Here is a 6,613-nt window from a genome sequence, read left to right as displayed (position 1 = left end):
CGTGCTTGAACCAGTAGTAGATGCCTTCGAGCTCCATCAGCCGGCTCACGAAGGCGAAGTCGCTCTCGTTGTACTGCACGCAGTACTCCCACTGCCGATAGCTGCCGGAGAGCTGCTTCTCGAACGCGAAGCCGTAGTCGCCGAACACTTCCTCCAGTATCTCCACCACGCTCTTGTTCTGGAAGATCTTGTTGTCGCTCGCGCGCGTGAGGTACCACAGCCATGGCCGCACGGTGGCCCGGTACACGGTGTGGCGCTCTGTGCCACCGTCCCGCCCGATCATCGAGAAGCGGATCACCTGTCCGTTGAGGTACCTCGGCCCGCTGCCCGCCGTCTGGATCTCCAGCGTCAGCGGCTTGCCCAGCACCGACTTCAGATCCAGCGACGCGCTCGGGCTCACAAGATCCACCTCGAACTCGAACAGCTGCGACAAACCCTCCGTCCCGCGCATCGAGCGAAACAGCAGCTGGCTTTCGGCCAGGGGCGTGTGGGCTCGAACGACTCTGGCCATCGGGTTGTCTCCTTGTACTTTTTACGCTTCGGAAAACTCGTAGCGGAAGTCGTCGTCCGCGGCGCTGAGCCGCACGCCGGTCAGCTTGCGCGCTGTGACCGTGGCGCCGATGACTTCCTCGCTCAGCCTCGGAAGGATGGTGTGCGTGAGGATCGCGTCGATCATCCGGCCGCCCGACTCGATGGCGGTGCAGCGGCGTGCGACGAGTTCGACGGCGCTGTCGTCGTAGGCCAGTGCGATGCCGTGGTTCGCCTGCAGGCGCGTCGCGATGCGATCGAGCTGCAGGCGGATGATGCGATGCAACGCCTCCGCGTGCAACGGGTAATAAGGCACTACAACGAGGCGGCCGAGCAGCGCGGGCGCGAACACCTTCAGCAGCGGCTCGCGCAGCGCGGCGGCCAGCGGCTCGGGGTCGGGACGCAGGGTCGGGTCTTCGCACAGTTGCATGACCAGGTCGGTGCCGACGTTGGAGGTCATGATGATCACGGTGTTGCGGAAGTCGATGTGGCGGCCTTCGCCGTCTTCCATCCAGCCCTTGTCGAAGACCTGGAAGAAGATCTCGTGCACGTCGGTGTGCGCCTTCTCGATCTCGTCGAGCAGCACCACGCTGTAGGGCCGGCGGCGCACGGCCTCGGTCAGCACGCCGCCTTCGCCGTAGCCCACGTAGCCGGGCGGCGCGCCCTTCAGCGTGGAGACGGTGTGCGACTCCTGGAACTCGCTCATGTTGATGGTGACGAGGTTCTGCTCGCCGCCGTACAGCGCCTCGGAAAGCGCCAGCGCCGTCTCGGTCTTGCCCACGCCGGAAGGACCGCACAGCAGGAACACGCCGACGGGTTTGTTGGGGTTGTCCAGCCGCGCGCGCGCGGTACGGATGCGGCGCGAGATGGTCTCCAGCGCATCGGGTTGCGCGACCACGCGGGCCGAAAGAATCTCGCCGAGCCTGAGCACCGACTGCGCATCGTCGCGCACCATGCGGCCGATGGGAATGCCGGTCCAGTCGGCCACCACGGTGGCGATGGCCTGCGCATCGACCGCCGCGAGGATGAGCGGCGATTCGCCCTGCAACTGCGAGAGCTTGTCCTGTGCCTCGTTGAGTTCGGCGCGAATCTCTTCGGGCGTGCGCTGGGGTTCGGCGGGAGGCGTGTCGGGGTCGACGTCGACATTCGCCGGCGCCTCGGCGTCTTCTGCTTCCGTTGCCTCGGCCTGCGTCTGCGCCTGCGGCACGGCCGCCGGCGAAAGCAGCTTGCGCAGCGCGACGATGCGTTCGACCAGCGCGCTTTCTTCCACGCGCCGCTTCTCCAGCACTTCGAGCTCTGCCTTCGCCTGCGCGACCTGCGCCGCGATGTCTTCGACGCGCTGCGGCTCGCCCACGCCGATGGCAGCCTCGCGCCCCGCGATGCCCGACTCGATGCCCAGCACCTCGATGCGGCGCTGCAGGTCTTCGATGGCGGCGGGCAGCGCGTGCTGGCTCAGTGCGACGCGCGCGCATGCGGTGTCGAGCAGGCTCACGGCCTTGTCGGGCAGCTGGCGCGCGGGGATGTATCGGTGCGACAGGCTCACTGCCGCCTCGAGCGCGGCATCGAGAATGAGCACACCGTGGTGCTTCTCGAGCTCGGCCGAGATGCCGCGCAGCATCAGCACCGCCTTGGGCTCGGTGGGCTCGTGCACCTGGATGGTCTGGAAGCGCCGGGTGAGCGCCGGGTCTTTCTCGATGTACTTCTTGTACTCCGACCAGGTAGTCGCGCCGATGGTGCGCAGCCGACCACGTGCGAGCGCGGGCTTGAGCAGGTTGGCCGCGTCGCCGGTACCGGCCTGGCCGCCAGCTCCCACCAGCGTGTGCACCTCGTCGACGAAGAGCACGATGGGCTTCGGGCTCTTCTCGACTTCGTCGATCACCTGCCGCAGCCGCTGCTCGAACTCGCCCTTCACACCCGCACCGGCCTGCAGCAGCGTAGGGTCGAGCACCCACAGCGACACGTCCTTCAGCGAAGGCGGCACGTCGCCCGTGGCGAGGCGCGAGGCCAGGCCTTCGACCACCGCCGTCTTGCCCACGCCGGCCTCGCCGGTCAGCAGCGGGTTGTTCTGGCGGCGGCGCATGAGGATGTCGATGATCTGGCGGATCTCGTCGTCGCGGCCGTAGACCGGATCGAGCTCGCCCGCGCGTGCCTTGGCGGTGAGGTCGCTCGCGTACTTGGCGAGCGCGGAGCCGCCGGCGGCAGGGCCGTCGCCCTGGTGATGCGCAGCAGCCGGCGCGCCGCCCGCCGGGCTGGCTGCAGCGACGTCGAAGTCGTCTTCGGGCGAGCCCTCGGTCCACGAGGCCAGCTGCGCCACCAGCACGTCGGGCACGATCTTGTCGAACTCGCGCGAGATGCCCGAGAGCACCTGCCGCAGCCCCGGCGTCTTGATGATGCCCGCGAGCAGGTAGGCGCCGCGGATCGAGGTGGCCTCGAAGCGCAGGCTCGCATAGACCCACGCGCGCTCGACGGCGTTGTCGACGTGCTCGGAGATGTCGCTGATCGAGGTGGCGCCGTGCGGCAGCCGGTCGAGGGCGCGCACCAGGTCCTGCTCGACGGCATCGAGGTTGAGGCCCGCGCGCTTGATGATGCGCAGCATGTCGCTGTCCTGCAGCTGCAGGATCTGGTGCAGCCAGTGCACCAGCTCGACGTAGGCGTTGCCGCGCAGCTTGGCGAAGGCGGTGGCGGTCTCCAATGCCTTGTAGAGCATCGGATTGAGCTTGGAGAACAGAGAGACGCGGCGGATGTCTGTCATGAAATTGAGCTAACCCCCAGTCTTCGCGCACTTCGTGTCGCTACGCCAACCCCCTTGCAGGGGGCGGCACCGGTGGCCCGGCAGAGCCGGTTCCACGGTACCTCCCGAAAAGACCGTGAGCTGGTCATGTCGTGGGCGTCTCGCGCGAAGTTGCGGAAGAGCGGGTAAGGGATGCATCGGTAGGAACCGCCGATGCGGAACGGGAAAACAGTGCCTCGGGCTGGAACAGCATGTCGCCGGCGTCGGTGTCGGACATGCGCGTGCCGAGCCAGCTGCCCCAGCCCAGCCGCTGGTTGCTGTTGAGCCGCATGCCGTGTGCGTCCTCTTTCCGGAGCACGAGCCGCAGCTCCCAGGCGAACTCGATGCCCACGTACTGCCGCACCCAGTCGACCACCTGCTGCAGCCGCTTGCTGCCGGGAAGGAACTCGCGGTACTGCTCCTGCGAGAGCGGCCCGAGTTCGAGGCGGAACTTGCTCTGGGCATCGCGCACCGCCAGGCCGATGGTGGCGCCGCCGCCCAGGCGGTGGTTGCGGCCGAGCATGCCGATGCGGCTGACCTGGCGCTCGTCGATCATCACCCAGTCGCTCACGAACTCGTCGATGCGCACCGGCACGTCGAAATACAGCCGCAGGATCTGGATCAGCCCCTCGGGGTTGCGCGTCTGGCGCACCAGGTGGCCCGCCATGAAGGTGCGCGCGTGGTCGGCGATGCGGTCGCGCCCCTTGAGGCCGGGCTGCCCCATGTTCATGAGGCTGGCGACGTAGTCGACGAAGCGGTGGCCGTCGGTGCGGTCCAGGCTGTTGACCGACTGCGCGTCGGCCCAGGCCCGGTAGAACAGCAGGATCAGCCTGTGATGGAACAGGTCGGCGAACGCGCTGATGGTGTTGTCGGCGTGGTGCCGCTTGCGTTCGCGCGCGTATTCCGTCAGGTGCAGCGGCAGCGGGCCGTTGGGGCCGAACAGGCCGAAGCCGTAGATCGAGATGCGCGGCGGCCCGTCGCCGTCGGCTTCGACGCCCGATACGTTCGAAGGCGCGAAGGCCATCGATGGCTCCTGCCCGAGGCGCAGCGGCTCGTCGATGGGGCGTGGCGCGCGGCCCAGCAGCGGGTGGTCGTCCTGCGCGTCGAGGCGGCGCAGCAGCATGAAGAGGTCGTGCTCGAAGGGCTGTTCGAGCAGCCTGGCCCAGAGCACCGGGTCGGCCTGCGGGATGCCGCGCGCGGGCGCCTGCGGGCCCGGCTCCGGCGTCTGCGAGGCTTCATGGACGAGCGTCCCGGCCGCGTCCAGCACGGCACCTTCCGCAGCATCGGCCACTTCGGCCTGCTGTTGGCGTTGCACCGCGTCGGTGAAGCCGGTTTCGCTCATACGGCTGGACGGCGTCCCACGCGCGGCGTCCAGCGCGCGATCTCGCCGCGCTGCAGGCTGGACAGCGCGAACTCGGTGAAGGCATTGAGCGACACGTGCCGGCTGAAGAACTGCTCCAGCACCGCGCCGAAGAGATACGGGCTCGCGCCCGAGAACGCCACTTCGTCGATCTTGAGCGCGATCTCCACGCCGCGCCCGAACACGATCGGGCCGGGCTCCGGCAGGCGGCGGAACACCGGCGCCAGCGCCATCGATCGAACGCCCTGGATCTGGCGGCGCACCGACGGGTCGGCGAGGTTGCCGTACAGGTCGAGCATCTCGCGCAGCGCGGCGGCGCCCTGCATCGGATCGACGTCGGTGAGGCTCAGGTAGTTGAGGCCGAGGTGGCTGATGAGGCGCCACGTCAGCGCGCCTTCTGCCAGCGCGGGATACGGCCGGGAAGGTCCGCGCAGGATGCGGATGGAGCGCACCGGCGCCGACACGCGCAGCGTGAAGTCCGATTCGAGCCCGGTGGGCAGCAGAAGCGGCAGGTCGCGGTTGGTGCACAGCGCATCGAGCGTGATGTGGCGCAGGCTGTGCGGGAACGGCGCGTCGTGCTGGTCGACCAGCGACACGTAGACCTCGCTGCCGGTGTAGCTGGTGCGCGTGCCCTGGGCGCGCGCCCGGTCGGACACCAGGCGTGGCTCGCGGCGCAGCGAGAAATACGCGCCGAAGTCGCCGTCGTCGGCCGCGAAGGAGCCGAGGAAGGGCCTGAACTCGCGCTCCTCAGAGCCGTTGGCCATGTGGCCGGTGACGCGCTCGACGGTGAATATCTCGAAGTCGCGCGGGCGCGTGCGGTCGATCACCGCGTGGTGCTCGTGCTGGCCCGGCCCCACCGGGATGCGGTCGCTGCGGCGCGGCACGAGGTTGATGATGGGCGTGCAGAACAGCGAGAAATGCTTGGCGTCGACCAGCCGCTCGAGGTCGGCGTCGGCGCGGTCGAGCAGGATCACGATCTCCATCGTGGTGCCGCCCATGGCCGCGGCCGCCGCGCGCAGCTTGTTCACGCTGAAGAACAGGTAGCGGTCGGGAAACGCGAAGTACTCGTGCAGCAGGCGGTAGCCCTGGAACGAGCGCGCGTCGTAGGGCAGCAGCGCCTGGTCGGGCTCGAAGCCCTCGTGCCGGATGGCCTCGTCGCCCAGCGGCACGATGCGCGCCGTGGTGCCCGGCCCGCTGCGACACACGACGCCGATGTTGTGGTGCGTGGCGAGTTCGAGCACGCGCAGCGCGTGCAGTTCGGCTCCGGAGAGGAAGAACTCGAGCCGGTCGAGCGGCATGTCCGCGAAGCGCGCGCCGCCCACCGCCTCGAGCTTGATGGTGATGGCGCTCTTCGCCTGGCGCGCGACCGCCGGCATGGCGTGCGCGATCTCCGCCGGCACCGGGCCGACTCCGGCTTCGGCGATGCGGATCGGCCACAGCGTGACGGCATGGCCGGTGCGGAATTCGCAGGCCGTCTGCTCGCCCTTGATCATGCGCCCGCGCAGGATGGTGTGGCGCGGCAGCTCGTAGCCGGCCTTCAGCGAGCCTTCGTTGAGGTTGCCGTCGATCTGCACCACCGCCATGGCGGGCAGCGGCGCGAGGAAGTTGGGGTACACCACTTCGAGCAGCCGCTGCGAGAAGCGCGGGAACTCGGCGTCCATCTTGAGCTGGATGCGCGCGGTGAGGAAGCTGAAGCCTTCGAGCAGCCGCTCCACGTAGGGGTCGCTGACCTCGATGCCGCGCATGCCCAGGCGCCCCGCGATCTTCGGGTAGCGCTGCGCGAACTCGGCCCCGAGCTCGTGCATGTACGTGAGCTCGCGGTTGTAGTAGTCGAGCAGCCTCGCATCCATCAGTTGCTCACCCCCAGGCTTCGCGCACTTCGTGTCGCTGCGCCAACCCCCTTGCAGGGGGCAACACCTGCGGCCCGGCAAAGCCGGTTCCGCGGCGTTCCACGG

General features: G+C 68.7%; 4 protein-coding genes. All 4 read right to left on the bottom strand.

Features of this window, described 5'->3' with window-relative positions:
- The coding region (locus FHT32_RS35010; RefSeq protein ID WP_256099020.1) for a type VI secretion system Vgr family protein at positions 1-511 on the bottom strand (511 nt) is incomplete at its 3' end.
- Between the two features lie 21 nt (positions 512-532).
- Positions 533-3,280, bottom strand: coding sequence for a type VI secretion system ATPase TssH (gene tssH / locus FHT32_RS16260; RefSeq protein ID WP_176665650.1), 2,748 nt, complete (start codon positions 3,278-3,280; stop codon positions 533-535).
- A gap of 124 nt (positions 3,281-3,404) precedes the next feature.
- The gene (gene tssG, locus FHT32_RS16255) at positions 3,405-4,640 is read right to left on the bottom strand and encodes a type VI secretion system baseplate subunit TssG (RefSeq protein ID WP_176665649.1); all 1,236 of its coding nucleotides are present in this window, start codon (positions 4,638-4,640) and stop codon (positions 3,405-3,407) included.
- Complete coding sequence (gene tssF, locus FHT32_RS16250; RefSeq protein ID WP_176665648.1) at positions 4,637-6,508, bottom strand: type VI secretion system baseplate subunit TssF; 1,872 nt, start codon at positions 6,506-6,508, stop codon at positions 4,637-4,639. Before tssF ends, tssG begins: the two co-directional genes overlap by 4 nt.
- Positions 6,509-6,613: the final 105 nt, after the last annotated feature.

The sequence above is a fragment of the Variovorax sp. SG517 genome (assembly GCF_013376045.1).
Taxonomy (GTDB): domain Bacteria; phylum Pseudomonadota; class Gammaproteobacteria; order Burkholderiales; family Burkholderiaceae_C; genus Variovorax.
The sequence above is the reverse complement of the archived record's forward strand: the minus strand, read 5'-3'. Positions and strand labels throughout refer to the sequence as shown.

Coding starts and splice junctions, on each gene's coding strand:
- tssH (WP_176665650.1), bottom strand. CDS start 3,280: ATGACAGACATCCGCCGCGTCTCTCTGTTCTCCAAGCTCAATCCGATG.
- tssG (WP_176665649.1), bottom strand. CDS start 4,640: ATGAGCGAAACCGGCTTCACCGACGCGGTGCAACGCCAACAGCAGGCC.
- tssF (WP_176665648.1), bottom strand. CDS start 6,508: ATGGATGCGAGGCTGCTCGACTACTACAACCGCGAGCTCACGTACATG.